The sequence below is a fragment of the Actinomadura parmotrematis genome (assembly GCF_019458805.1).
GTDB classification, from domain to species: Bacteria; Actinomycetota; Actinomycetes; order Streptosporangiales; family Streptosporangiaceae; genus Spirillospora; species Spirillospora parmotrematis.
In genome coordinates, this window is sequence record NZ_JAIBOA010000022.1 from 1 (window position 1) to 24,970 (window position 24,970).

Sequence of the window (24,970 nt, forward strand, 5' to 3'; positions counted from 1 at the left end):
GCTCGACGGCTGGCGCGCCCAGCCGGGCCCCCGGTTCGTCCTCGGAGACGCGGGGGCGGTCTGGGGCGCCGACGACGTGCCCGACGCGCTGGCCCTCGCCGACGAGGTGTTCACCGACGGCCAGGTCATCGCCGTCGACCTGGACGGGCCGGGCCTGTCGCCCGGCGTCATCGACCGCACCCGCGCGGTCCGCGTCCGCTACCTGCGGCGCGGCCCCGACGGGCGGCACGTCGCGCTGCTGGAGCGGCCCGCCACCGCCGAGCTCCTGGACCTGCTGCCGCACCCCGAGGGCGGCTGGTACCGGGAGACCTGGCGGGCCGGGCCCGCGTCGACCCCGGCCGGCTACCCCGGCGAGCGCGCCGCCGCGACCGGCATCTACTTCCTGCTGCCGCCCGGCGAGGAGTCGATCTGGCACGCGGTGCGGTCGGACGAGGTGTGGCTCTGGCACGCCGGCGGCCCGCTGACGCTGCTGCTCGGCGGCGACGGCGACCGCCCCGACACCGCCGACGCGGTGGCGCTCGGCCCCGACCTCGCCGCCGGGCAGGTGCCGCAGCAGGTCGTCCCGGCCGGGCACTGGCAGGCCGCCCGCCCCGCCGGCGACCGCGAGGTGCTCGTCAGCTGCGTCGTCGCCCCCGGCTTCGACTTCGCCGACTTCCGCGCGCTCTGAGGGCCCCGCCGGCCGGCGAGGGCCGGCGGGGCGCGCTCGCCCGGCTAGTGCGTCAGCGCTCCGCGGCCGCTCATCGTGCGCATGATGTGCTCGACGAGGGTGATGAGCACCTGCTTGGCGGACTCGCGGTCGCGCACGTCGCAGTCGACCACCGGGATGTCCGGGGACAGGTCGAGCGCGTCGCGCACCTGGTCGGGGGTGTGCTGGCCGGCGCCGTCGAACCGGTTGACGCCGATGATGAACGGCACGCCGCGCCGCTCGAAGTAGTCCACCGAGGGGAAGCAGTCCGCGAGCCGGCGGGTGTCGACGAGCACGACCGCGCCGAGGGCGCCCTTGGCCAGCTCGTCCCACATGAACCAGAAGCGGTCCTGGCCGGGGGTGCCGAAGACGAACAGGACCAGGCCGTTCGGCAGCGTGATGCGGCCGAAGTCCATCGCGACGGTGGTCGTGGTCTTGTTCTGCACGGCCGAGGTGTCGTCGACGCCGATGCTCTTCTCGGTCAGCGCCTCCTCGGTGCGCAGCGGCCGGATCTCGCTGACCGCGCTGACCAGGGTGGTCTTGCCGACGCCGAAACCGCCGGCGACAAGGATCTTGACCGTCAGCGCGGAATCCCCGGCCTGGGGGCCGGGGTCAGAGCGCACGGATTCCATCGATCACTTCCTTGAGTACGCGCTCGCTCGGGAACTGGGCCACCGGCGCGGGCCTTCGGACCTCGATCAGCGAGCGGTCGAGCAGGTCGCCGAGCAGGACCCGGACGACCCCGAGGGGCAGTTCCAGCTCTGACGCTATCTCGACAACCGACAACGGAGTGCGGCAAAGCTCCAAGATCATTTCATGTTCCGGGTCCGGCGCCCACTGCGCCGCCGCCGCGCCGGGCGTCCCGGAGTGCTGTCCGGCCAGGTCGGCGGGGTGCGCCAGGGCGACGATCAGGGCGACCATGTCGAACTCGGCCGCGTAGTGCGTGCGCCCTCCGGTGAGCGCGTAGGGACGCACCACCGGGCCGGCGGCGTCGTCGTACCAGGCGGACTCGGGCGACACCTCAGCCGCCGCCCGGGGCCTCGCCGGCGGCGACCCGCGGCGTCGCCGACAGGTGCTGGCCGACGCGGGTGACCAGCATCGCCATCTCGTAGGCGATGATCCCGAGGTCGGCGCCCGCGTCGGCGAGCACCGCCAGGCACGCCCCGCTGCCCGCCGCGGTGACGAACAGGAACGCCGACTCCATCTCCACGATGGTCTGCCGGACGCTGCCGCCGCCGAAGGACTCCCCGGCGCCCCGGGCGAGGCTCTGGAAGCTCGCCGCGACCGCCGACAGGTGGTCGGACTGCTCGCGGGCCAGGCCGCTGGAGGCCGCCATCCGCAGGCCGTCGCTGGACAGCACGACGGCGTTCTGCACCTGGGCGACGCGCTGCACCAGGCTGTCGAGCAGCCAGTTCAGCTCCGCGCCCGCCGCCCCGGCCGCGTCGGAGCCCCGGACCTGCTGGGGTTGTGTCATCGCTGGTCGTCCTCCTGATGGTCGGGGTGGGATCGAGACTGTTCATCCCGTCCGGCACCATCTTGCCCGGATTCGTGCCTTCCGCGCTGCCAGCCCGCCTGCATCGCCGACATCATCGACCTCAGCTCCTCGGGCGAGCGCGTCCCCGGGTCGGTCCGCGTCGGATCCGCCGGCGCCGGGCCGGCCGCGGGCGGCGCGGCCGGTGCGGGCGGCGTCGGGGCGGCCAGCGGCATCATCGGCGCGGGCCGGGCCGGCACCGCGTGCCCGCCCGTGCCGCCGCCCGGACGGTCCCCGGCGCGCTGCCCGTTCTCGGCGGCCAGCCGCGCGTCCACGCGCTCGCGCAGCTCCGGCGCCAGGTTGGCCTGGCGGCGGCGGCGCGGCAGCCCGTCGGCGGTGAGCTCGGGCGGTCCGGGCTCGGCCTGCTCCGCGGAGGCCGGCGCCGGAGCGGGCGCCTCGTCCGGGACGGGCTCGGCGGGCACCGTCTCGACGGCGAGGTCGGCGACCAGCCGCACCGGCCCCTCGCCCGCGCCCGCACCGGCCTCGACCGGCAGGGCGGGGCTCTGCGGCCCGGCGAGCACCTTCATCGGCCCGGTCGCGGCGCGGCGCGGCGCCGGCTCGGCGTCGGCGTCCGCCACGATCAGCGACGCGGGGATCAGCACGATCGCGGTCGTGCCGCCGTAGGGCGACGGCCGCAGCGTGACCCGCACGTCGTGCCGCTCGGCGAGCCGCGCCACCACGAACAGGCCGAGCTGGGCGCTGTCGGCCGGGTCGAACTCGGGCGCGTCGGCGAGCTTGGCGTTGGCGTCGCGCACCTGCTGCTCGTCCATGCCGAGCCCGCGGTCCTCGATCTCGATGACGTAGCCGTGCCCGACGGCGTGCCCGCTGACCAGCACCGGCGACTGCGGCGGCGAGAAGGTGGTGGCGTTCTCCACCAGCTCGGCCAGCAGGTGGATGACGTCGGCGACGGCCGAGCCGCGCAGCGCGATGCGCGGCAGCGGCTGCACCCGCACCCGCGGGTAGTCCTCGACCTCGGCGACGGCGCCGCGCACCACGTCCACCAGCGGCACCGGCTTCCGCCAGCCGCGCCCGGCGGACTTGCCGGCGAGGATGACCAGGCCCTCGGCGTGGCGGCGCATGCGGGTGGCGAGGTGGTCCAGGCGGAACAGGTCGGCGAGCTCGGAGGGGTCGTCGATGCGCCGCTCCATCGCGTCCAGCAGGCTGAGCTGGCGGTGCAGCAGCGCCTGGTTGCGGCGGGCGAGGTTGACGAACACCTCGCTGAGGCCGCGCCGCGCGGCGATCTCGCCCGCGGCCGCGACGAGGACGGCGTCGCGGGTGCGGGTGAAGGAGTCGGAGATCTGCTGGATCTCGCGGAGCCGGAACACCGGGTCGGGCCCGGACACCGCGGGCTCCTCGCCGGAGCGGACCCGGTCGGCGAGCCGCGGCAGCTGCCGGGTGGCGAAGTCCACCACCCCCGAGGCGAGGGTGCGGCACTCGCGGACCAGCCGGCGCGCGACGCGCCAGGCGAGCACCGAGGACAGCACGACCGCCAGGAGGCCGAGGCCGCCCGCGATGCCGAGCCGCACGAACACGCCGATGGCGATGCCCTGCGCCCGCTCGGTGATGCCCTTCAGCACCTGGTCCTCGAAGGCGAACAGGTCCCGCTGGACGGCGTCGGCGCTCGCCCGCCAGTCCGCCGCCTGCACGCCGATGTTGGACACCGGCCCGACGGACGTCCCGGGCGCGCCGGCGGTCCCGGGCGCGCGCGGGGCGCGGGCCTTCGCCGGGCCGGCGACGACGGCGTCCTCCAGCTTGCGCAGCCGCACCGCCTCGGTCGAGGCGTGCAGCGCGCGGTAGCGGGCGACGTCGGTCTCGTTCAGGCCGGCCGTCGCGTCCTCCGACAGCAGCCGGCGGGCGCCGACGAGCTGGGCGAACTGGTCGCGCTCGGCGGCCGACAGCCGCCCGGCCGCGAGGGCGCCGCTCAGCACCGCGTCCTCGCGGGCGAGGAACTCGTGGGTGCGGCCGATGGAGGCGAGGGTGCGCGCGTCGGAGGTGATCCGGCCATCGTCCGGCGAGACCTGCTGGAAGACCGCGAAGCCGGCGTCGACGATGCCGGTGTAGTCGGCCACCACCTTGTCGCGGTCCGCGCGGTGCTCGTCGACCGCGCCGCGCACGACGCTGAGGCGGCCGAGGCTGCGGACCAGCTCGTCGAGGCGCTGGCGGACGCGCGTCTTGGTCGAGTTCCGGGCCCGGCCCTGCTCGACGTTCTCCTGCACGATCCTGCGCGTCCGGTCGGTCGCCGCGCGCTGGGCGCGCAGCGCGGCGCCGTCGGCCCCCTTGCCGGCCCCGACGTACCAGGCCGACAGGCGGCGCTCCTTCTGGAGCGCGTCGACGGTGGCCTGCACGGGCAGCACGACGGTGCGCTGGAACTGGTCGCTCCGCAGCAGGTTCCGCGCCTCCTGGAAGCTGATCGCGGTGGTGAAGCTCCACAGCGCGACCAGGGAGGCGAGCGGCACGAGGGTCAGGATCGTGATCCTCGTGCGGATGGTGGAGAGGCGGCGGCGGATCACGGCTCGCGGACCGCGCGGTCCATAGGGGCTTTTGCCAGCATTCGCAGAACCATGCCAGGAAAACCTCCCGATGCGGGATGTGCGGGGGTCTGCGGGAGCCTACTACGTCCGCCGATCAGGAGTATCGCGGTCCGCGCGACGCAACGGCCATCCGCCGAGATTTCCAGCTTTCGTCAACAAAAGTCGCCATCTTCCAGGACGGCGATCGGGTCACAGTTCACTCCTGACGAGCGGTGGAATCTCCGGTTCACCACCGACAGCGTTACGATTCCCGCCGTGAGTCCAGAAAGCCAGGCATCCGAGGCACTTCCGTCGCGACGCCGCCGCGCCCCCCGCGGCGGGCGGCACCGCGGCGACGAATCGTTCCTGCTGCCCCCCGGCTCCCCCGCACTGGTCCTCGCCGTCCCCGGGCCCGCCCGCAGCGCCGGCGCGGGCATCGCGGCCGAGATCGCCCGGCTGGTGGAGCTGGAGCACACCGGCCAGCCCGCCCTGGTCGGGCACCTCCAGGGCGAGGAGTCGGCCCTCGGCCCGCTGCTCGCCGGGCTGCGGCAGCAGCGGCCGGACGAGCCGGCGGCGGTCGTGGTCCCGCTGACCACCGTGCCCGACCCGGGCGTGGACGGCGCCGTGCGGCACCTGGCGGCCTCCGCCCAGGTGCCGGTGGTGGCCGCCGAGGCGCTCGGCCCGCACCCGCTCATCGCCGAGGCGCTGCACGACCGGCTGGCCGACGCGGGCCTCGCCCGCGCCGACCGCGTCCGGATGATGACGATGGTGACCGAGGCGGGCGGCGTGGTCGTCGTCACGCCCGGCGACTACGCGGCCGCGCAGCAGGCCGAGGTGAGCAGCGTGCTGCTGGCCTCCCGGCTCGCCTGCCCGGTGTTCACCACGCCGCTCCGCGACGAGGCGGCGACCCGCCGCGCCGCCGACCAGCTGCGCGCCTCCGGGGTGACCAACGTGGCGATCGCGCCGCACCTGATCGGCCACGAGCCGGAGGCCGAGCTGCTCGGCCCGGCGACCGGCGCCATCGGCGCGGGCTGCGCGGCGCCGCTCGGCGCGCACCCCGCGCTCGCCCGCCTCGCCGCGCTCCGCTACACCGAGGCCCTCGCCGGCGCCCTGTCGGGCTGACGGTCCGCAACGCGCGCGGGGCTTCCCGGCGGCCCGCTCCACGGCCGCCGGGAAGCCCCGCGCGCGTTCCCGGCTAGCGGTTCCGGAACTCCGGACGCCGCTTCTCCACCGTCGCGGTCATGCCCTCGGCGAGGTCCTCGGTGAAGAACGCCAGCGTCTGCACGCCGGTCTCCATCGCGAGCTGCTGCCGGAGCCCCGGCGCGTCCAGGGACACGTTGAGCAGCTCCTTGGTGCGGCGCAGCCCGTAGGGGGACCGGGCGAGCAGCTCGTCGGCGAGCGCCTGCGCGCCCGCCACGTCCTCGCCCTTCGCCGCCAGCTCGGTGACGAGGCCGAGCTCGTGCGCGCGCGCGACGTCCAGGCGCTGCGCCCGGTAGCAGATCTCGGCGGCCCGCGCGGGGCCGACGAGCCGGGGCAGCAGCCAGGACAGGCCGCAGTCGCCCGCCGACAGGCCGAGGTCGGTGAAGGGCACCACGAACCGGGTGGTGGGGTCGGCGACCCGCAGGTCGCAGGCGAGCGCCCAGGAGACGCCCATCCCGGCCACCGGCCCGTGCAGCGCCGCGATGACCGGCTGCGGGATCTCCCGCAGCCGCGCCGTCACCTCGCCGCCGCGCGCGATGCCGCGGTAGATGCGCTGGGCGCGGCCCTCGCCGCCGCCGCCCGGGTCGCCGCCGCCGAGGTCCATGCCCGAGCAGAAGCCGCGGCCCTCGCCGGTGAGCACGACGACGCGGGTCGCGGCGTCGCGCATCAGCTCGTTGAGGACGTCGAGCATCTCCTCGGTCAGGTCCGCGGTGACGGCGTTCAGCCGCTCCGGGCGGGACAGGGTGATCGTGAGCACCCCGTCCCGCCGGTCGATCCGCAGGTCGCCCAAGGCGTCAGGAGGTGAGCAGCTGGATCATCGGGCCCATCTGCTCGCCGACGTTGGCGAACACGGTGAGCGGGTCGGCCGAGTTGATCGCCGCCCAGTTGTCCCGGACGGCCTCGACGGTGAGGGTCTCCTGCTGCCCGTAGCCGGGGCCCTCCGCCACGAAGATCTTGGCGATGCGGCCGCCGCCGACGGTGTAGACCTGGCCGCTGTCGGGGTTCTCCTCGTGCGCCAGGTAGGCGACGAGCGGCGTCACCTGGTCCACGCCGACCTTCTCGGCGAAGTCGGCGGGCAGCAGGTCCTCGGTCATCCGGGTCCAGGCGACCGGGGCGATCGCGTTGGCCTTGATGTTGTACTTGGCGCCCTCGTGCGCGAGCGTCTTGGTGAACCCGACGAGGCCCATCTTCGCCGTCGCGTAGTTGGCCTGGCCGAAGTTGCCGAACAGGCCGGCCGGCGACGAGGTGTTGACGATGCGGCCGTAGCCCTGCTCGCGCAGGTGCGACCAGGCGGCGCTGGACACCAGGAACGAGCCGCGCAGGTGCACCGCGATGACCGCGTCGAACTCGTCGACGCTCATGTTCTTGAACGACTTGTCGCGCAGGATGCCCGCGTTGTTGATGACGACGTCGACCTTGCCGAAGGCGTCCACCGCCGTCTTGATCAGGCCGGACGCGCCCTCGGGGGTGGCGACGTTGCCGGCGTCGGCGACGGCCTCGCCGCCGTTCTTGACGATCTCCTCGACGACGTCCTGGGCCGGTCCGGCCGAGGCGCCGACGCCGGACCGGTCGCCGCCGAGGTCGTTCACCACGACCTTGGCGCCGCGGGCGGCCAGCTCCAGCGCGTGCTGGCGGCCGAGGCCGTGGCCGGCCCCGGTGACGACCGCGACCCGGCCGTCATAGCGCAGTTCCGACATCCTGCTCTCCTCATGTCGCAGCGGCTGCGTCCCCGGGCGATTACCCGCGGGTCACCCAGAAGTACCACGAAGACCGAATCCCGCTCGGCTTCGCCCCCGGGTTTTTCCCGTTCGCCCAGGAAACCGGCGCGAAACCGGCGCGGAACCGCCCGAAAGTCGCCGCGGGGGGCGGCCGTCCGGCGGTGCGGCGGCGTACGCTCCTCGTCACGTCTCCCCCGCCGCCGCTCGTCCGCCCCGCCCGCCCCAGCAGAGCACGGAGACCCCACCCCATGAGCCCTCGTCCCCTCCGCGTCGTGCAGTGGGCCGCCGGATCGCTCGGCCGCAGCGCCATCCGCGGCGTCCTCGACCACCCCGGCCTGGAGCTCGCCGCCGTCCTCGTCTACGACCCCGGCAAGGTCGGCCGGGACGCCGGGACGCTCGCCGGCCGCGACCCGGTCGGCCTGGCCGCCACCGGCGACCCGGCGGACGTGCTGGCCTGCGACGCCGACTGCGTCGTCTACGCGCCCGGCCCGCACGGCGCGCCGCTGGACGACCTGCCGACCGTCTGCGCGCTGCTGGCGTCGGGCAAGAACGTGATCGCCACCAACGGCTACGTCTACCCCGCGGCGCACGGCCCCGGCCTCGTCGCCGAGCTGGAGGCGGCCTGCGCGCGCGGCGGCAGCTCGCTGCACGGCACCGGCGTGAACCCCGGCTTCATGGCCGACCTGATGCCGCTGACGCTGTCCGGCCTGTCCAAGCAGATCAGCCACGTCTACGCGCGCGAGTGCTCCTGCCTCGCCGCCCACCCGTCCTGGCGGATGGTGCACGACACCCTCGGCTTCGGCAAGAGCGAGGAGGACTACCTGAGCGCCCTGCGGCCCGCGCGGGCCGCGATGCGGGCGCTGTTCGCCGAGAGCCTGCACCTGGTCGCGGCGGGTCTCGGCGCCGAGCTCGACGAGGTGGACGTCGACGTCGACCACCGCCTCGCCCCCGCCGACCTGGAGATCGCCGCGGGCACCGTCCCGGCCGGCACCGTCGCGGCGGCGCGCTGGCGCTTCTCGGGGATGGCGGGCGGCCGACCGGTGCTGACGGTGGAGGCGGTCCACAAGGCCGACGCGGTCCGGATGCCCGAGTGGGGCGGCCCCGGGTACGCGGTGCGGGTCGACGGCCGCCCGTCGATCACCCTCACCACCGGCGAGGACTGGGTCTCCAGCGGCGTCGCCGCGGCCGCCGCGCACGCGCTGAACGCCGTCCCCGTCGTCTGCGCCGCGCCGCCGGGCATCCGCACCGTGCTGGACCTGCCGCCCGTCACCGGGCGGCTGCTCCGCTGAGCCGGACCGGCCGGGCGCCGTCGCCCGGCGCCGTCAGCCGGCGTCGGTGACGGCGGGCTCGGCCGGGCGGCCCGTCTCGGCGGCCCCCTCCACGGCCCGCTCGCGGCGGTGCCGCCGCACGCTCCACACCGCGATCGCGACGACCGCCGCGACGGCCAGCCCGATCGCCAGCCCCCGCCCGGCGATCTGGGCGGCGTGCTCGAACGCGGCGCCCGCGTAGTAGCCGCCGAACCCGAAGATCAGCACCCAGGACAGGCCGCCGAGGAAATTGAACAGCAGGAACTTCGGGTAGGGCATCCGCGAGCTGCCGACCAGGGCGGGCATGAGCGCGCGCAGCAGCGCGGTGAAGCGCCCGATGAACACCGCGAACGCGCCGCGGCGCCGGATGAGGTCCTGGGCCGAGGCGACCTTGACGGCGTGCTTGCGCATCGGCCGCGTGTCCAGCAGCCGGCTCCCGTACTTCTTGCCGATCTCGTAGCCGACCGAGTCGCCGACGACGGCGGCGACCACCCCGATCACCAGCAGCAGCGGCAACGACAGCTCGCCCTGGCTGGCCAGCAGGCCGCCGACCACGATGGCGGTCTCGCCGGGGAAGACGAAGCCGAAGAACAGCGCCGCCTCGGCGAACACCAGGAAGGCGATCAGCAGGTAGACCAGCGCCGGCGGCAACCCGTCGACCAGGGCGTTGAAGTTCTCCAGCATGACCGCAATCGTAATCGGCGGGGCGCGCCCCGGTATCCGCCTCAGGTCGGAGGCCGCCCCCCTACTTCAGGGAAGGACCCCAGCATGGACGAGACCAGCACCGAAGACCGGATCATGAAGAACGCGGAGTTCGGCGGGGGCGGCGCGTTCGTGCGCCAGGCCAACCGCTTCACCGCCAAAATCAGCGCGGACCCGGGGGCGGAGTTCCCCGCCGAGCCGGGCCGCTACCGGCTGTTCGTGTCCTACGCCTGCCCGTGGGCGCACCGCACCCTCATCGTGCGGCGGCTGCTCGGCCTGGAGGAGGCGATCCCGGTCGGCGTCGTCGACCCGATCCGCGACGAGCGCGGCTGGCGCTTCCCCGAGCCCGACCCGGTGACCGGCGCGTCCTTCCTGTCGGAGCTGTACCTGGCCACCGACCCCTCCTTCGACGGCCGCTACACCGTCCCCTGCGTCTGGGACACCGCCACCGGGCGGCTCGTCACCAACGACTTCCCCGAGATCACCACGACCTTCGAGACCGCCTTCGCCGCCTGGCACGCGCCCGGCGCGCCCGACCTGTACCCGCAGGCGCTGCGCGGCGAGATCGACGAACTCAACGCGCTGGTCTACGCCACCGTCAACAACGGTGTCTACAAGGCCGGCTTCGCCAAGGAGCAGGGCGCCTACGAGGACGCCGCGCGGGCCCTTTTCGCCACTTTGGACCGGCTGGAAGAACGGCTGTCAGACCGCCGGTTCCTGTTCGGCGACGACCTCACCGAGGCCGACGTCCGCCTCTACCCGACGCTCGCCCGGTTCGACGCCGTCTACTACTCCCACTTCAAGTGCAACGTCCGGCGCCTCGTCGACCACCCCAACCTGTGGCGCTACGCCCGCGAGCTGCACGCGATCCCCGCTTTCGGCGAGACGACCGACCTCGACCAGATCAAGCGGCACTACTACGTGACGCAGCGCAACGTGAACCCGACGGGCGTGGTGCCGATCGGCCCCGAGATCGACTGGAACCTCCGCTGATGTCCGGGCCTCCCCCTAGGCTGGCGATCTCCGCGGCGCCGCCCGCGGCGTACCGATCCGTGTCTTGAGAGGCCCACCGCGATGCGCAGCCAGTTCTTCGGCAACCTCGACCAGGGGCAGGTGCCCGGGAATTTCGCCCTGCAGAATTCCAAGATGCTCCGCGTCCAGCTCAACGGGGACGTCATCGCCCGCCAGGGGGCGATGGTCGCCTTCCAGGGGCAGATGGACTTCGAGTACCAGGGGGCCGGCGGCGTCGGCAAGTTCCTGAAGAAGGCCCTGACCGGCGAGGGGGCGCCGCTCATGCGCGCCCGCGGTCAGGGCCTGCTGTTCCTCGCCCACAACGCCGAGGACCTGCACCTGTTCTACCTGGAGAACGAGCAGCTCACCGTGAACGGGGCCAACATCCTGGCCTACGACGCGCACCTGCAGACCGACGTCCAGCGGGTGCAGGGCGCCGGGATCGCGGCGGGCGGCCTGTTCAACACCACCATCGGCGGCACCGGCTGGGTCGCGCTGCACACCCACGGGGCGCCGGTGATGCTGGACGCGAGCCGCGCGCCGACGTTCGCCGACGGGCAGTCCGCCGTGGCGTGGTCGACGAGCCTCCAGGTCGGCGTCAACCGCACCATGAAGGCGGCGGCGCTCATCGGGCGGGGCAGCGGCGAGGCCATGCAGCTGGCGTTCCAGGGGCAGGGCTTCGTCCTGGTGCAGGCCAGCGAGGGCCCGACGGTCGCCCCGCACACCCACTGAGCCCTCGCGCGCCGCGAGCACCGCTGGAACATCCGTGCCGGCGGAGATCGTCTCGCGCTGGCGTGTCCGCGCCTCGAGGCGAGTAGCCTTGACTCGTCTCAGAACTCACCTGCGAGCTGCGGAAGAGGGCGATCTCCGCCGTGTCGACAGAGTCGTCGCAAACTAGTGCCGACCCCCGACTGACCGACTTCGGTGCCAACGAGTGGCTGGTCGACGAGCTGTACCAGAAGTACCTCGAAGACCCCTCCTCGGTGGACGAAGCCTGGTGGAACTTCTTCGCGGACTACCGGCCGGGCTCCCGGCCGTCCGCGTCCAGTGGTCCTGCCCAGGATGCGCCGAAGGCGAACACCGACGGCGCCAAGGGGGGCGCGGCCGCTCCGCCGACACCGCAGCAGCAGTCCGCGCCCGCCCCCGCGGCCAAGGCCCCGGCCGCCAAGGCCGAGCCGAAGGCCGCCGCCGGCAGGCCCGCGTCGAAGCCGACGCCGGTGCCGGCGGGCGCCGAGGAGGTCCGGCTGCGCGGCGTGGCGGCGCGGACCGCCACCAACATGGAGGCGAGCCTCGCGGTCCCGACGGCGACGAGCGTGCGCGCCGTCCCGGCGAAGCTGCTGATCGACAACCGCATCGTCATCAACAACCACCTGAAGCGCGGGCGCGGGGGCAAGGTCTCCTTCACCCACCTCATCGGGTACGCGATCGTCAAGGCGCTCGCGGCGATGCCGGAGATGAACGCCGCCTACACCGAGGTCGACGGCAAGCCGGTGCTGGTCAAGCCCGAGCACGTCAACTTCGGCCTGGCCATCGACCTGCAGAAGGACGACGGCACCCGGCAGCTGGTGGTGCCGAGCATCAAGGCCGCCGAGACGCTGGACTTCCGCCAGTTCTGGGCCGCCTACGAGGAGATCGTCCGCAAGGCGCGCGGCAACAAGCTGACGATCGAGGACTACCAGGGCACCACGATCAGCCTGACGAACCCGGGCACCATCGGCACCGTGCACTCGGTGCCGCGGCTGATGCCCGGCCAGGGCACGATCATCGGCGTCGGCGCGATGGAGTACCCGGCCGAGTTCGCCGGCGCCTCCGAGGACACCCTCGCCCGGATGGGCATCTCCAAGGTCATGACGGTCACCTCGACCTACGACCACCGGATCATCCAGGGCGCCCAGTCCGGCGACTTCCTCCGCCGCATCCACCTGCTGCTGCTCGGCGAGGACGGGTTCTACGACGACATCTTCGAGGCCCTGCGGATCCCCTACGAGCCGGTCCGCTGGGTCAAGGACATCTCCACCAGCCACGACGACGACGTGGCCAAGGTCGCGCGCGTCCACGAGCTGATCCACGCCTACCGGGTCCGCGGCCACCTCATGGCCGACACCGACCCGCTGGAGTACAAGCAGCGCCGCCACCCCGACCTCGACATCCTCCAGCACGGCCTCACCCTGTGGGACCTGGAGCGCGAGTTCGCGACCGGCGGGTTCGGCGGCGAGCCGACGATGAAGCTGCGCGACATCCTCGGCGTGCTGCGCATGGCCTACTGCCGCACCGTCGGCATCGAGTACATGCACATCCAGGACCCCGAGGAGCGCGCCTGGATCCAGGAGCGCGTCGAGGTCCCGCACGACAAGCCCTCGCGCGAGGAGCAGCTCCACGTGCTGCGGCGGCTGAACAGCGCCGAGGCGTTCGAGACGTTCCTGCAGACCAAGTTCGTCGGCCAGAAGCGGTTCTCGCTGGAGGGCGGCGAGTCGGTCATCCCGCTGCTCGACGCGGTGATCTCCTCGGCCGCCCGGGAGCACCTGGACGAGGTCGTCATCGGCATGGCCCACCGCGGCCGGCTGAACGTCCTCGCCAACATCGTCGGCAAGTCCTACGGGCAGATCTTCGGCGAGTTCGAGGGCAACCTCGACCCGCGCAGCGCCCAGGGCTCGGGCGACGTGAAGTACCACCTCGGCGCCGCGGGCGACTTCGTCGCCGCCGACGGCTCCAAGATCCGCACCGAGCTGGTGGCCAACCCCTCGCACCTGGAGACCGTCGACCCGGTGCTGGAGGGCGTCGTCCGCGCCAAGCAGGACCTCCTCGACGTCGGCGAGGCCGGTTTCAGCGTGCTGCCGATCCTCATCCACGGCGACGCCGCGTTCGCCGGCCAGGGCGTGGTCGCCGAGACGCTGAACCTGTCGCAGCTGCGCGGCTACCGCACCGGCGGCACCGTCCACGTGGTGATCAACAACCAGGTGGGCTTCACCACCGCGCCCGAGTACTCGCGCTCCAGCGTGTACTCCACCGACGTGGCCCGGATGATCCAGGCGCCGATCTTCCACGTCAACGGCGACGACCCGGAGGCGTGCGCGCGCGTCGCGCAGCTGGCCTTCGAGTACCGGCAGACGTTCAAGAAGGACGTCGTCATCGACATGGTCTGCTACCGGCGCCGGGGCCACAACGAGTCGGACAACCCCTCGTTCACCCAGCCGCTGATGTACGACCTGATCGACGCCAAGCGCTCGGTCCGCAAGCTCTACACCGAGGCGCTGATCGGCCGCGGCGACATCACCGTCGAGGAGGCCGAGGCCGCGCTCCGCGACTACCAGGAGCAGCTGGAGCGCGCCTTCACCGAGACCCGGGAGGCGGCCAAGAAGCCCCTCGAACCGGGCTCGGTCGTGAAGCCCGACGTCGAGGAGCGCATCCCGATCGACCACGGGTCGGCGGGCACCGCGATCTCCCCGGAGACGGTCAAGCAGATCATCGACACGCAGGTGACGCTGCCCGACGGCTTCGTCGTGCACCCGCGCCTCCAGCCGATCCTGCAGCGCCGCGTGCAGTCCATCGAGGACGACGCGATCGACTGGGCGACCGGCGAGCTCCTCGCGGTCGGCTCGCTGCTGATCGACGGGCGGCCCGTCCGGCTCGTCGGCCAGGACTCGCGCCGCGGCACCTTCGGCCAGCGGCACGCGGTGCTGGTGGACCGGCGGACCGGCGAGGAGTACACGCCGCTCAAGCAGTTCGGCCAGGGCGTCTCGAAGTTCTACGTGCACGACTCGCTGCTCAGCGAGTACGCCGCGATGGGCTTCGAGTACGGCTACTCGATGACCCGCCCCGACGCGCTGGTGGCGTGGGAGGCGCAGTTCGGCGACTTCGCCAACGGCGCCCAGTCGGTGCTGGACGAGTACATCTCCTCCGGCGAGCAGAAGTGGGGCCAGCGCTCCAGCGTCGTGCTGCTGCTGCCGCACGGCTACGAGGGCCAGGGGCCGGACCACTCGTCCGCGCGCATCGAGCGCTACCTGCAGATGTGCGCGCAGGACAACATGACGGTGGCCTACCCGACCACCCCGGCGAACTACTTCCACCTGCTGCGCTGGCAGGTGCTGTCGGGCCGCGGCAAGCCGCTGGTCGTGTTCACGCCGAAGTCGCTGCTGCGGCTGAAGGCGGCGACGTCGTCGGTCGAGCAGGTCACCGGCGGCGCGTTCCAGCCGGTCATCCCCGAGTCGAGCCCCGACGTGGCGCCGGACGGCGTGCGGCGGGTGCTGCTCACCACCGGCAAGATCTACTACGACGTGGCGCACGCCCGCGACGCGGCCGGCGCGACCGACACCGCGGTCGTGCGGGTCGAGCGGCTGTACCCGCCGCCGGTCGACGAGATCAAGGCCGAGCTCGCCAAGTACCCGGCCGGCGTCGAGGTCGTGTGGGTGCAGGACGAGCCGGCGAACATGGGCGCCTGGCCGTTCATGGCGCTGAAGCTGCCGCACCACATCGAGGGCCTGACGATGACCCGGGTGTCGCGCCCGGCGTCGTCCTCGCCCGCGGTGGGGTCGGCCAAGCTGCACCAGGCCGAGCAGGAGGCGCTGCTCGGCCGGCTGTTCGGCGACGCCGAGTAGCGGGGAAGCGGGAGGACGGCCCGAGGGCTCCGGTGCGCGGACGCGCACCGGAGCCCTCGGCATTGCGGCGGCGACAGGCCGCCAGAGAGGGCGAACGCTGATGTACTTCACCGATCGGGGCATCGAGGAGCTGACCGAGCGGCGCGGCGAGGAGTCGGTCAGCCTGGCGTGGCTCGCCGAGCGGCTCCGCGAGTTCGTGGACCTGAACCCCGAGTTCGAGACGCCCGTCGAGCGGCTGGCGACCTGGCTGGCGCGGCTGGACGACGCCGAGGACGAGGACGACGGCTTCTGACGGGGGACGGCCCGCCCGGGGCACCGCCCGAGGAGGGCCCACCCGCACAACGCGATACATCTTGACTTCTGGTCAACGCGACATATCGTGTGAGAGGCGGGGGTTCCCGCCCGCCCCGCTCCCGGCGCCCCGACGAAAGGCATGACGAGATGGCGCGTTGGACCATCGACGAACCGGCCACCCTGGACTTCGACGGGGCGGTCGCGCTGCGCGCGACCCTCGTCGCGGGCAGCGTCTCGGTGCTCGCCACCGACGAGCGCCCGTCCCTCACCGTGGCCGAGGTGCGGGGGCAGCCGCTCACCGTGACGCACGAGGCCGGCATGCTCACCATCGGCCACGAGCGCCTGCTCGAAGGGGTGCTCGGCTGGTTCGGCGCGAGCAGGGTGCGCGCCGACATCACCGTCACCGTGCCGCGCGAGTGCCCGGTGACGCTGAACCTGGTCTCGGCCGACGCGGTCGTCAGCGGCCTCGCCGCCCGCACCTCGATCAAGTCCGCGTCCGGCCTGGTCACCCTGGACGGCGTCACCGGCGCGGTGGACGCCAACACCGTGTCGGGCGCGGTCGAGGCGCAGGGCCTGGACGGCTCGGTCGCCTTCACCTCGCTGTCGGGCGACCTGTCGCTCGCCGGCGGCACCCTGGCCCGGCTGGCGGCCCGCTCGGTGAGCGGCCGGATCGCCGCCGACGTGGCGCTCGGCGCGGCCGGCCGGATCGAGGTCAACACGGTGACCGGCGAGGTCACCCTGCGCGTCCCGGACTCCACCGGCGCGCGGGTGTCGCTGAACTCGGCGGCCGGGGAGATCAACAGCACCTTCGCCGGGCTGGACCGGGACGCGCGGCCCGCCGCCCGGCACCTGTCCGGCCGGCTCGGCGACGGCTCCGGCCGGCTCGCCGTGCAGACCGTCTCCGGCGGCGTCACCCTCCTGCACCGCCCCGGCGGGGCGCGGGAGGACGGCGGCGCCGGCGGCACCACCACCCCGCGAACGGAGAAGTGAGTTGAGCCCCGTCTTCGGCCACGGCCGCCTGCGGCTGTACCTGCTCAAGCTGCTGGAGGAGAGCCCGCGGCACGGCTACGAGGTGATCCGGCTGCTCCAGGACCGGTTCCTCGGCGTCTACTCGCCCTCCCCCGGCACCATCTACCCGCGCCTCGCCCGGCTGGAGGCCGAGGGCTTGGTCAGCCACGAGGTCGTCAAGGGCAAGAAGGTCTACTCGCTCACCGACCAGGGCCGCGCCGAGCTGGAGCGCCGCCTCGACGAGCTCGCCGAGCTGGAGGAGGAGATCTCCGCGTCGGCGCAGGAGTTCGCCCGCGAGGTCCAGCAGGACGTCCGGCAGACCGTCCGCTCGCTCCGCGAGGAGCTGACGCAGGCCGCGAAGACGATGCGCGAGGAGGCCCGGTCGGCGTCCGGGGAGTCCTGGAAGGGCTCCAAGGACGCCTGGAAGGAGTCGACCGGGCGGCAGAAGGACGAGTGGCGCCGCCAGAAGCAGCACTGGCGCGAGCAGACGCAGGCGTGGAAGGAGGAGTGGCGCCGCAACTGGGAGGACGCGTGGAAGACCGCGACCGGCAGCCAGAGCGACGTCGCCCGGCTCCGCCTGGAGCGGCTCCTCGGCACCTTCGTGGAGGACGTCCGCACCCAGGCGGCGCGCTCGGGCCTCGACGACGAGCGGCTCGCCGCGGCCCGCTCCATCCTGGAGGAGACCCGCGAGCGGCTGCGCCGGGACATCTTCGGCGGCGACTGACGGGCCGCCCTACGGGGTGAAGACGATTTTCCCGAAGAGCTCGCCGTCCGCCATGGCCGCGAACCCCTCGGCGGCCCGCGCGAGCGGCAGCACCCGGTCGACGGGCGGCCGGACGCCGGTCGCGACCAGGAACCGGGCGAGCCGCTCCAGCTCGTCGCGGGTGCCCATGGTCGAGCCGACCACCGACAGCTGCAGGAAGAACACCCGGTTGAGGTCGGCGGGCGGCAGCGGGCCGCTCGTCGCGCCCGACACCACGATCCGGCCGCCGGGCCGCAGCGACTTCAGCGAGTGCGACCAGGTCGCCTCGCCGACCGTCTCGATGACCGCGTCCACCCGCTCGGGCAGCCGCGCGCCGCTCTCGAACACCCCCGTCGCGCCGAGCCCGGCGGCCCGCTCGCGCTTGCCCGCGCTGCGGCTGGTGGCGTAGACGCGGAAGCCGGCCGCCGCGCCGAGCGCGATGGCGGCGGTCGCGACGCCGCCGCCCGCCCCCTGCACGAGGACGCTGCCGCCCGGCTGCACGCCCGACTTGGTGAACAGCATCCGGTAGGCGGTGAGCCAGGCCGTCGGCAGGCAGGCCGCCTCCTCGAACGACAGCTCGGCGGGCTTCGGCACCAGGTTGCGGCGCGGCACCGCGACCTTCTCGGCGAGCGTGCCCGGGTGCAGCTCCGACAGCAGGGTCCGCTTCGGGTCGAGCGTCTCGTCGCCGCCGCCGCGCGCCGGGTCGCCGATCACGGCGTGCACGATGACCTCGTTGCCGTCCTCGTCGACGCCCGCCGCGTCGCAGCCGAGCACCATGGGCAGCCGCTCGGCGGCGAGCCCGACGCCCTTCAGCGACCACAGGTCGTGGTGGTTCAGCGCGGCCGCCCGCACCGTGACGGTCGTCCAGCCGTCGGGGACGTCCGGGTCGGGCCGCTCGCCGAGCGCGAGACCGTCCAGGGGGTTGTCTTCGTCGAATCGCGATGCCGTGACAGCGAACATGCGCCCACCCTACGGGCCGCCCGCGCGCCGCTTCCGCAAGGGGCGTTGCGCGGGCGCAACGGGGCTTTTTCGGCCCGTTTGTTGATCTTTGCCGACGGGCGGCGCGGGGCGCGCCCGGCCTTCCCGGCACCGTCCGTGACGGGGCGGGCGGCGGGGCGTCCGCGGCTCTGACGGACCGCGCTCCCCCGGTCGCGCACGGGGACGGCGGTCCGCCGGGCACGCGCGCCCGCCGCGTCCGTAATGGGCGGGGCGCGGACCGATTCCGGTTCCGGTCGGCAACATCCCACGAAGATCGGGCGGTGCGGCGCCAGGTCTTGATCCCCCGCCGGGACGGGGCGGTAATGATCATGTGCCCGGCCCCGGGCACGCCCTCCGCCCGCGCCGTGCCCCGCGGCGCAAGAAAGGGAGCGTCCATGAACCGCCTCATCGACCGGCTGATCGAGCGGGTGGCCCCGCGCGCGACCGCCTCGGCGTGCGCCGGCGGCTACTTCTGCAACTCCGCCGGCCACCCGGGCTACTGGTACCGGTTCTGCTGCCCGCAGACCGGCTGCGAGTGGAGCAAGATCCGCAGCAGCTGCTAGCCCGTGCCCGCCGGGCGGCGCGTGCCGTCGCCGCCCGGCCCGGCCCCTTCGGAGAGGAGCCCCCGGATGGAGTACGCGCGGATCGGCTGCGCCTGCCTGATCGCCGCGGTGTTCGCCGCGTCGGCGCTGGCGAAGCTGCGCGACCCCGGCGGCTTCCGCCGGTCGGTGCGCGCGCTCGCGCCCGTCCCGGCGGCGTGGACGGGCCCGCTCGCCGCGGCCGTCGTCGCCGCCGAGCTCGCCGCCGCCGTCCTCGCGGCGGTGCCCGCCACCGCCGGCTGGGGGTTCGCGCTCGCCGGGGTCCTGCTCGCCTCCTTCACCGCCGCCATCGCCGCCGCGCTGCGGCGCGGCCGGCGCCCCCACTGCCGCTGCTTCGGCGCGTCCGGCGCCCCGATCGGCCCGCGCCACCTGGTCCGCAACGCCGCCCTGCTCGCCGTCGCCGCCGTCGGCGCGGCCGGCCCGGCGGGCGCGCCGCAGGCGGCCGGGCTGGCGGTCGCCGCCGTCGCGGGATTCGCCGGCGCGCTGCTGTTCGTCGCCTTCGACGACGTCGTCGACCTGTTCGCGAGGAGTTCGTGATGCCCTACCTGGTGGCAGCCGTGGTGCTGCTCGGCGCGCTCTGCCTGGTCAACCTGCTGCTGACGCTCGGGATCCTGCGGCGGATGCGCGCGGACGCGGCCGGGCCCGGCGCGCCGTTCGCGCTGCGGCCGGGCGCGCGGGTGGCGGGCTTCGAGGCCGTCACGACCGCGGACGAGACGGTGTCGGCGGCCGGGCTGTCGGGGACGGTCGGCTTCTTCTCCGCGGGCTGCGAGCCCTGCCACGAGCTGCTCCCGCGCTTCATCGAGCACGCCCGCGAAGTCGGCCGCGACCGCGTCCTCGCCGTCGTCGGCGGCGACGACCCCGCCCTGCTGGAGGCCCTCGCGCCCGTCGCCCGCGTCGTCGCCGCCGACCCCGACGGCGGCCCGGTCGCGCGCGCCTTCCAGAACACCTGGACGCCCGCGCTCTACCGGGTCGAGGACGGCCGCGTCACCGCGACCGGCGCGCGCGTCGAGGAGCTGGCGCCCGCCCGCGAGCGCGCCGCGGCGCGGGGGTGAGGGGGGCGAGCGGCGGCCGCGGCCTGCGGGCGGCGGCCGCCGAGGCCGGCCTGCTGCTCTGGCGGTCGGCGCCCGCGGCGCTGGCGCTGTTCCTGGCCGCGACGGTCGCGGCGGCCGCCGCGCCGATCGCGACGGCCTGGCTCACCAAGCTCGTCCTCGACCGGCTCGCCGCCCCGCACGGCGCCGTCGGCGGTCTCGCCGCCGGGCTCGCCGTCACGGGCCTCGCCGCCGCCGCGCTGCCGGCCGCCGCGCAGTACCTGCGGTCCGAGCTCGGCCGGGCGGCGAGCGCCGCCGGCACCGAGCGGCTGTTCGCGGCGGCCGAGCGCCAGGTCGGCCTCGCCCGCTTCGAGGACCCGGCGTTCCAGGACCGGCTGCGGCTCGCCCAGGACGGCACCCGCCGGTCGGCCGAGCTGGTCGACGGGCTCGGCAGCGCGCTCGGCGGGACGCTGTCGCTGGCCGGGTTCGTCGGCTCGCTGCTCGTCCTCAGCCCGCCGATGACGGCCCTGGTCGTGGTCGCCGCGCTGCCCGCGCTCGCCGCCGAGATCCTGCTGACCCGCAGCCGGTCGGCGATGGAGTGGAACGTCGAGCACCACCACCGCCGCGAGTTCTTCTACGGCCAGCTCCTCACCGGCACCGCCGCCGCCACCGAGATCCGGCTGTTCGGCGCGGGCGCGTTCCTGCGCGCCCGCATGATGGCCGAGCGGCGCGGCGCGAACGCCGAGGGCCGCCGGATGGACGTGCGGGAGCTGCGCGCCCAGGGCGGCCTCACCCTGCTGGGCGCGGCCGTCGCGGGCGCGGGCCTCTGGTGGGCGGTCGCGACGGCCCGCGCGGGGCGGCTCGGCATCGGCGACGTGGCGATGTTCCTCGCCGCCGTCATCGGCGTGCAGGCCGCCCTGGCCACCCTGACCTCGGCCGTCGCGGGCGGGCAGGCCCGGCTGCTGGCGTTCGCGCACTACGTCGCGGTCGTCCGCGCCGCCCCCGACCTGCCGCGCGCCGAGGACGGCGACGCCCCCGAGCTGCGGCGCGGCGTCGAGCTGCGCGGCGTGTGGTTCCGCTACGGCGACGACCATCCGTGGATCCTGCGCGGCGTGGACCTGACGATCCCGCACGGCCGCGCCGTCGCGCTCGTCGGGCTGAACGGCGCGGGCAAGAGCACCCTCGTCAAGCTGCTCTGCCGCATGTACGACCCGACGCGCGGCAGCATCCGCTGGGACGGCGTCGACCTGCGCGACATCCCGCCCGAGCGGCTGCGCGCCCGCGTCAGCGCCGTCTTCCAGGACCACGTGAACTACGAGATGACCGCCGCCGACAACATCGCGATCGGCGACCCCGCCGCGCTGGACGACCCGGGCCGCCTCATCCGGGCGGCCGCGCGGGCGGGCGTCCACGACCGGCTCGCCGCCCTGCCGCGCGGCTACGCCACCCCGCTCACCCGCATGTTCGCGCTGGACGGCGCCGAGGGCGGGGAGGCGGGCGGCGCCGGGGCGGGCGTGGTCCTGTCGGGCGGCCAGTGGCAGCGCCTCGCGCTCGCGCGGGCGCTCGTCCGCGAGGACCGCGACCTGATGATCCTGGACGAGCCCGGCTCGGGCCTCGACCCCGAGGCCGAGCAGGAGGTGCACGCCCGGATGCGCGAGCTCCGCGCGGGCCGCACCAGCCTGCTGATCTCGCACCGGCTGAGCGCCGTCCGCGACGCCGACCGCATCGCCGTCCTGGACGGCGGCCGCGTCGCCGAGGAGGGCACCCACGAGGAGCTGCTCGCGAAGGACGGCCGCTACGCGCGGCTGTTCCGCCTCCAGGCCGCCGGCTACCAGGAGGTGCCGTGAGGCGGGCGGCGGCCGGGCTCGCCGCCGCGGCCGGGCTCGCGGCGCTGCTGGCCGCCCGCCGCGCGCTGCTCCTGACCTCGGTCGACGGCGCCAGCATGGAGCCGGCGCTGCGGGACGGCGACCGCGTCCTCGTCCGGCGGACGCGGCGGGTCCGCGCCGGGCAGGTCGCCCTGATCCGCTTCCCCGACCTGCCGAGCGGGCGCGGCCCGCGCGCCGTCCGCGACCGGCAGCTGCTGCTGAAGCGCGCCGTCGCGGTCGGCGGCGACCGCGTCCCGGACGGCTGGGCCGCCCCGGACGCGCGCGGCCTCGCGGGCGCCGCGGTGCCGCGCGGCGCGCTGGTCGTGCTCGGCGACAACCGGGCGGCGAGCTGGGACTCGCGCCACTACGGGTTCGTGCGGCGCGAGCTGGTCGTCGGCGTCGTCGTCCGGCGCCTCTCCCCCGCCTGAGCGCGCCGCGGGCCCCGCCGGCACGGCGGCGGGGCCCGCGGCGCGCGGCTAGAGCACCTTGGACAGGAAGTCCTGGGTGCGGGGGTGCTGCGGGTTCCCGATCACGTCGCGCGGCGCGCCCTTCTCCACGACGACACCGCCGTCCATGAAGACCAGCGAGTCGCCGACCTCGCGGGCGAACCCCATCTCGTGGGTGACGACGACCATCGTCATGCCGTCGAGCGCGAGCTGCTTCATGACCTCCAGCACCTCGCCGACGAGCTCGGGGTCGAGCGCCGACGTCGGCTCGTCGAACAGCATGAGCGCCGGCTCCATCGCGAGCGCGCGGGCGATCGCGACGCGCTGCTGCTGGCCGCCCGACAGCTGCCCCGGGTAGCTGCCGATCTTGTCGCCGAGGCCGACGCGCTCCAGCAGCGCGACCGCGTCCTCGCGCGCCTTGGCCTTCGGCCGCCGCTTCACCCGGACGGGCGCCTCCATGACGTTGCCGAGCGCGGTCATGTGCGGGAAGAGGTTGAAGCGCTGGAACACCATGCCGATCTCGCGGCGCTGCGCGGCGACCTCCTTGTCGCGCAGCTCGTGGAGCTTGTCGCCCTTCTGCCGGTAGCCGACCAGGTGGCCGTTCACCCACAGCCGGCCGGCGTTGATCTTCTCCAGGTGGTTGATGCAGCGCAGGAAGGTGGACTTGCCGGACCCGGACGGCCCGATGATGCACATCACCTCGCCCTGCCGGACCTCCAGGTCGATGCCCTTCAGCACCTCCACGCTGCCGAACGACTTGTGCACCTGCTCGGACCGGACCATGAGGCCGTCCGCCGGCGCCGCGCCGGGCGGGGTGTCGATCTCGGTCATCGGTGCCCCCCTCGGACCAGCGGGATCCGGCGCCGCGCCGGCCGGCCGCCCTGCCCGGCGAAGCCGCGGCCGAAGTAGCGCTCCAGGTAGAACTGGCCGACCATCAGCAGCGAGGACAGGAACAGGTACCACAGGCACGCCATGATCAGCATGGGGATGACCTGGTAGGTGTCGGCGTAGATGGTCTGCGCCGTCCAGGTCAGCTCCGCGTAGGGCACCGCCGCCACCAGCGAGGTGTTCTTCAGCATCGAGATCGTCTCGTTGCCGGTCGGCGGCACGATCACCCGCATCGCCTGCGGCAGCACGACCCGCCGCATCGTCTGCCCGCGGGACATGCCGAGCGCGCTCGCCGCCTCCTGCTGGCCGGTGTCCACCGACAGGATGCCGGCCCGCACGATCTCGGCCATGTAGGCCGCCTCGTTGAGGATGAGGCCGAGCGCCGCGGCGAGCGCCGCGTTGATCAGCTTCTGCGTCTGCCAGGTGTGGACCTCGGGCCCGAACGGGACGCCGAGGCTGATCGTCGGCAGCAGCGCGCCGATCGAGCCCCAGATCAGCAGCTGGGTGTAGAGCGGGGTGCCGCGGAAGAACCACAGGTAGAACCAGGCGGCCCCGCGCATCAGCGGGTTCGCCGACATCCGCATGAGCGCGAGCACGACGCCGAACGTGATGCCGCCCGCCATCGCCGCCAGCGTCAGCCAGACGGTGTTGCGGACGCCCTTCAGCACGGCGTCGGAGAACATGAACTTGCGCTGCTCCGGCCAGTTCAGCGCGTCGTTGGTGAACAGGAAGTGGACGAACATCGCGGCCAGGACCAGCACGACGAGCGCGCCGACCCAGCGGCCGGGGTGGCGGACCGGGACGGCCCGGATCGCTTCGGGCCGCCCCTTCCCGCCGTCGTCTGCGGTGACGGTCATCGCGTCAGCTCTGCGCGCCGTTGATCGCCGGGTCGGTGACGGCGCCCTGCTCCACGCCCCACTTCTCGAGGATCTTCTTGTAGGTGCCGTCGGCGATGAGCGCCTTCACCGCGCCCTGGACGGCCTCCTTCAGCTGGCCGGAGTTCTTGCCGACCGCGTAGCCGTAGGGGGCGGTGTCGTACGCCTGGCCGATGATGTCGAGCTTGCCGGTCTTCTTGACCGCGCCGCCGACGATCGGGGAGTCGGCCGCCATCGCGTCGACCTTGCCCGCGACCAGGTCGTTGTTGACCTCGGTCTGCTGCTTGCGCACGACCTGCTTGATGGCGGGCTTGCCGGCGGCGGTGCACTTCTTGCTGCGCGCGGTGAGGTCGTCCACCTGGACGGTGCCCTGCTGGACGCCGATGCTCTTGCCGCAGGCGTCGTCGGGGTTGACGCCCTTGGGGTTGCCCTTCAGCGCGGCCCAGGAGGTGCCGGCCGTGTAGTAGGTGACGAAGTCGACGACCTTCTCGCGGTCCTTGTTGTCGGTGAACGAGGAGACGCCGAGCTCGTACTTGCCCGACTGCACGCCCGGGATGATCGTGTCGAAGCCGGCGTTCTGGAACTCGGTCTTCAGGCCCAGCTTCACGCCGATCGCCTCGGCCAGCTCGACGTCCCAGCCGACGATCTTCTGGGAGGCCGGGTCCACCGACTCGTTGGGCGGGTAGGACGCGTCGGTGCCGATGACGAGCTTGCCGTCGGACTTGATCGCCGCGGGCACCAGCGCGGACAGCTTGGCGTCGGCGCCGCCGGACGGCGTGACCTTCGCGCCGGATCCGCCCGAGTCGCTGTCGTCGCCACAGGCCGACAGGGCGAGGGCGCCCGTCAGCACGAGTGCGGCCCCCGCAACGGCGCGGCGGCGCAGAGAACCAGTGATCACAGGTCCCCCTCCAGGTGAAGTAGGCCGATCCGGTCAGATCTGCCGGTTAGCTGCACATTTTGGCTCACAGGAGGCGGGCACGGGATTAAG

The 24,970-nt window shown here is 74.2% G+C and carries 25 protein-coding genes; 14 read left to right on the forward strand and 11 right to left on the reverse strand.

What is annotated here, in order from left to right; genetic code table 11:
* Nucleotides 1-667, forward strand: a 667-nt coding sequence (locus K1Y72_RS27860) for a cupin domain-containing protein (protein ID WP_220169457.1), incomplete at its 5' end; no start/stop codon positions are given.
* A 44-nt stretch (nt 668-711) separates the two neighbouring features.
* On the opposite strand, the gene K1Y72_RS27865 is transcribed toward K1Y72_RS27860, so the two are convergent.
* From K1Y72_RS27865 to K1Y72_RS27880, 4 genes are read right to left on the reverse strand one after another with little or no spacing between them, the layout of a single operon-like run.
* Nucleotides 712-1,317 (reverse strand): GTP-binding protein, encoded by a 606-nt coding sequence (locus tag K1Y72_RS27865; RefSeq protein WP_220169458.1) that lies wholly within the window; start codon nt 1,315-1,317, stop codon nt 712-714.
* Nucleotides 1,298-1,705: a DUF742 domain-containing protein gene (locus K1Y72_RS27870; protein ID WP_220169459.1), complete on the reverse strand. Its 408-nt coding sequence runs from the start codon at nt 1,703-1,705 to the stop codon at nt 1,298-1,300. Before K1Y72_RS27870 ends, K1Y72_RS27865 begins: the two co-directional genes overlap by 20 nt.
* Before the next feature lies 1 nt (nt 1,706).
* Complete coding sequence (locus tag K1Y72_RS27875) at nt 1,707-2,159, reverse strand: roadblock/LC7 domain-containing protein (RefSeq protein WP_220169460.1); 453 nt, start codon at nt 2,157-2,159, stop codon at nt 1,707-1,709.
* Nucleotides 2,156-4,672, reverse strand: coding sequence for a sensor histidine kinase (locus K1Y72_RS27880; RefSeq protein ID WP_308287257.1), 2,517 nt, complete (start codon nt 4,670-4,672; stop codon nt 2,156-2,158). The genes K1Y72_RS27875 and K1Y72_RS27880 overlap by 4 nt, the downstream gene beginning before the upstream one ends.
* A 330-nt stretch (nt 4,673-5,002) precedes the next feature.
* Between K1Y72_RS27880 and K1Y72_RS27885 the strand changes: the two genes are divergently transcribed.
* Nucleotides 5,003-5,848: a sirohydrochlorin chelatase gene (locus tag K1Y72_RS27885; RefSeq protein WP_220169461.1), complete on the forward strand. Its 846-nt coding sequence runs from the start codon at nt 5,003-5,005 to the stop codon at nt 5,846-5,848.
* Between the two features lie 73 nt (nt 5,849-5,921).
* On the opposite strand, the gene K1Y72_RS27890 is transcribed toward K1Y72_RS27885, so the two are convergent.
* Both K1Y72_RS27890 and K1Y72_RS27895 read right to left on the reverse strand, forming a co-directional pair.
* A complete protein-coding gene (locus K1Y72_RS27890; protein WP_220169462.1) occupies nt 5,922-6,716 on the reverse strand; it encodes an enoyl-CoA hydratase/isomerase family protein in 795 nt (264 codons plus the stop codon).
* A gap of 4 nt (nt 6,717-6,720) precedes the next feature.
* Nucleotides 6,721-7,623, reverse strand: a complete 903-nt coding sequence (locus K1Y72_RS27895) for an SDR family oxidoreductase (RefSeq protein WP_220169463.1) — start codon at nt 7,621-7,623, stop codon at nt 6,721-6,723.
* Between the two features lie 269 nt (nt 7,624-7,892).
* Between K1Y72_RS27895 and K1Y72_RS27900 the strand changes: the two genes are divergently transcribed.
* The gene (locus tag K1Y72_RS27900) at nt 7,893-8,933 is read left to right on the forward strand and encodes an NAD(P)H-dependent amine dehydrogenase family protein (protein ID WP_220169464.1); all 1,041 of its coding nucleotides are present in this window, start codon (nt 7,893-7,895) and stop codon (nt 8,931-8,933) included.
* A 33-nt stretch (nt 8,934-8,966) separates the two neighbouring features.
* On the opposite strand, the gene K1Y72_RS27905 is transcribed toward K1Y72_RS27900, so the two are convergent.
* Nucleotides 8,967-9,635, reverse strand: coding sequence for a DedA family protein (locus K1Y72_RS27905; RefSeq protein ID WP_220169465.1), 669 nt, complete (start codon nt 9,633-9,635; stop codon nt 8,967-8,969).
* Nucleotides 9,636-9,719: 84 nt separating this feature from the next.
* On the opposite strand from K1Y72_RS27905, the gene K1Y72_RS27910 reads away from it, so the two are divergent.
* From K1Y72_RS27910 to K1Y72_RS27935, 6 genes are all read left to right on the forward strand, one after another.
* Nucleotides 9,720-10,646 (forward strand): glutathione S-transferase family protein, encoded by a 927-nt coding sequence (locus K1Y72_RS27910; RefSeq protein ID WP_258573997.1) that lies wholly within the window; start codon nt 9,720-9,722, stop codon nt 10,644-10,646.
* Between the two features lie 81 nt (nt 10,647-10,727).
* Nucleotides 10,728-11,396, forward strand: coding sequence for an AIM24 family protein (locus K1Y72_RS27915; protein ID WP_220169466.1), 669 nt, complete (start codon nt 10,728-10,730; stop codon nt 11,394-11,396).
* 140 nt (nt 11,397-11,536) lie between these two features.
* Nucleotides 11,537-15,259, forward strand: coding sequence for a multifunctional oxoglutarate decarboxylase/oxoglutarate dehydrogenase thiamine pyrophosphate-binding subunit/dihydrolipoyllysine-residue succinyltransferase subunit (locus K1Y72_RS27920; RefSeq protein ID WP_220169467.1), 3,723 nt, complete (start codon nt 11,537-11,539; stop codon nt 15,257-15,259).
* 100 nt (nt 15,260-15,359) lie between these two features.
* Nucleotides 15,360-15,551: a DUF6104 family protein gene (locus K1Y72_RS27925; protein ID WP_220169468.1), complete on the forward strand. Its 192-nt coding sequence runs from the start codon at nt 15,360-15,362 to the stop codon at nt 15,549-15,551.
* A gap of 149 nt (nt 15,552-15,700) precedes the next feature.
* A complete protein-coding gene (locus K1Y72_RS27930) occupies nt 15,701-16,543 on the forward strand; it encodes a DUF4097 family beta strand repeat-containing protein (RefSeq protein ID WP_220169469.1) in 843 nt (280 codons plus the stop codon).
* A 1-nt stretch (nt 16,544) separates the two neighbouring features.
* On the forward strand, nt 16,545-17,285 hold the full coding sequence (locus K1Y72_RS27935; protein WP_220169470.1) for a PadR family transcriptional regulator: 741 nt from the start codon (nt 16,545-16,547) through the stop codon (nt 17,283-17,285).
* 9 nt (nt 17,286-17,294) lie between these two features.
* Here K1Y72_RS27935 and K1Y72_RS27940 read toward each other — a convergent pair whose 3' ends face one another.
* Nucleotides 17,295-18,263: a zinc-binding dehydrogenase gene (locus K1Y72_RS27940; protein WP_220169471.1), complete on the reverse strand. Its 969-nt coding sequence runs from the start codon at nt 18,261-18,263 to the stop codon at nt 17,295-17,297.
* A gap of 413 nt (nt 18,264-18,676) precedes the next feature.
* Here K1Y72_RS27940 and K1Y72_RS27945 point away from each other — a divergent pair, with 413 nt between their 5' ends.
* The 5 genes from K1Y72_RS27945 to K1Y72_RS27965 all read left to right on the forward strand — a co-directional run bounded on the left by K1Y72_RS27945 (nt 18,677) and on the right by K1Y72_RS27965 (nt 22,201).
* Nucleotides 18,677-18,844: a hypothetical protein gene (locus K1Y72_RS27945; RefSeq protein WP_220169472.1), complete on the forward strand. Its 168-nt coding sequence runs from the start codon at nt 18,677-18,679 to the stop codon at nt 18,842-18,844.
* A 66-nt stretch (nt 18,845-18,910) separates the two neighbouring features.
* Nucleotides 18,911-19,417, forward strand: coding sequence for a MauE/DoxX family redox-associated membrane protein (locus tag K1Y72_RS27950; RefSeq protein ID WP_220169473.1), 507 nt, complete (start codon nt 18,911-18,913; stop codon nt 19,415-19,417).
* The gene (locus K1Y72_RS27955; protein ID WP_220169474.1) at nt 19,417-19,932 is read left to right on the forward strand and encodes a thioredoxin domain-containing protein; all 516 of its coding nucleotides are present in this window, start codon (nt 19,417-19,419) and stop codon (nt 19,930-19,932) included. Before K1Y72_RS27950 ends, K1Y72_RS27955 begins: the two co-directional genes overlap by 1 nt.
* The gene (locus K1Y72_RS27960) at nt 19,929-21,755 is read left to right on the forward strand and encodes an ABC transporter ATP-binding protein (RefSeq protein WP_220169475.1); all 1,827 of its coding nucleotides are present in this window, start codon (nt 19,929-19,931) and stop codon (nt 21,753-21,755) included. Before K1Y72_RS27955 ends, K1Y72_RS27960 begins: the two co-directional genes overlap by 4 nt.
* On the forward strand, nt 21,752-22,201 hold the full coding sequence (locus K1Y72_RS27965) for a S26 family signal peptidase (protein ID WP_220169476.1): 450 nt from the start codon (nt 21,752-21,754) through the stop codon (nt 22,199-22,201). The genes K1Y72_RS27960 and K1Y72_RS27965 overlap by 4 nt, the downstream gene beginning before the upstream one ends.
* Nucleotides 22,202-22,249: 48 nt before the next feature.
* Here K1Y72_RS27965 and K1Y72_RS27970 read toward each other — a convergent pair whose 3' ends face one another.
* From K1Y72_RS27970 to K1Y72_RS27980, 3 genes are read right to left on the reverse strand one after another with little or no spacing between them, the layout of a single operon-like run.
* Nucleotides 22,250-23,050, reverse strand: a complete 801-nt coding sequence (locus tag K1Y72_RS27970) for an amino acid ABC transporter ATP-binding protein (protein WP_308287258.1) — start codon at nt 23,048-23,050, stop codon at nt 22,250-22,252.
* The gene (locus K1Y72_RS27975) at nt 23,047-23,964 is read right to left on the reverse strand and encodes an amino acid ABC transporter permease (protein ID WP_220169477.1); all 918 of its coding nucleotides are present in this window, start codon (nt 23,962-23,964) and stop codon (nt 23,047-23,049) included. The genes K1Y72_RS27970 and K1Y72_RS27975 overlap by 4 nt, the downstream gene beginning before the upstream one ends.
* A 4-nt stretch (nt 23,965-23,968) precedes the next feature.
* Nucleotides 23,969-24,880: an ABC transporter substrate-binding protein gene (locus K1Y72_RS27980; RefSeq protein ID WP_220169478.1), complete on the reverse strand. Its 912-nt coding sequence runs from the start codon at nt 24,878-24,880 to the stop codon at nt 23,969-23,971.
* Between the last annotated feature and the right edge of the window lie 90 nt (nt 24,881-24,970).